Genomic DNA, 211 nt, shown 5'->3' with positions numbered 1-211 from the left:
GAACCCGTGTTACCGCCGTGAAAGGGCGGTGTCTTAACCGCTTGACCAAGGGGCCTACAAAATTAGAATGGAGAAGGCGGGATTCGAACCCGCGCACCGGTAACCCGATCTAACGGTTTAGCAAACCGTCCTCTTCAGCCACTTGAGTACTTCTCCATGGCTCCGCAGGTAGGATTCGAACCTACGACCGATCGGTTAACAGCCGATTGCT

At 54.5% G+C, this 211-nt stretch carries 1 tRNA gene; it reads right to left on the bottom strand.

Features of this window, described 5'->3' with window-relative positions:
• Positions 1 to 68: 68 nt before the first annotated feature.
• Positions 69 to 156: transfer RNA gene (locus LIZ98_RS17895), tRNA-Ser, on the bottom strand.
• Positions 157 to 211: the final 55 nt, after the last annotated feature.

The sequence above is a fragment of the Caldibacillus sp. 210928-DFI.2.18 genome (genome assembly GCF_020554505.1).
In the GTDB taxonomy this organism is placed as follows: domain Bacteria; phylum Bacillota; class Bacilli; order Bacillales; family Caldibacillaceae; genus Caldifermentibacillus; species Caldifermentibacillus hisashii.
Note: the sequence above shows the minus strand (reverse complement) of the source record. Positions and strands in the feature narration are given on the sequence as shown.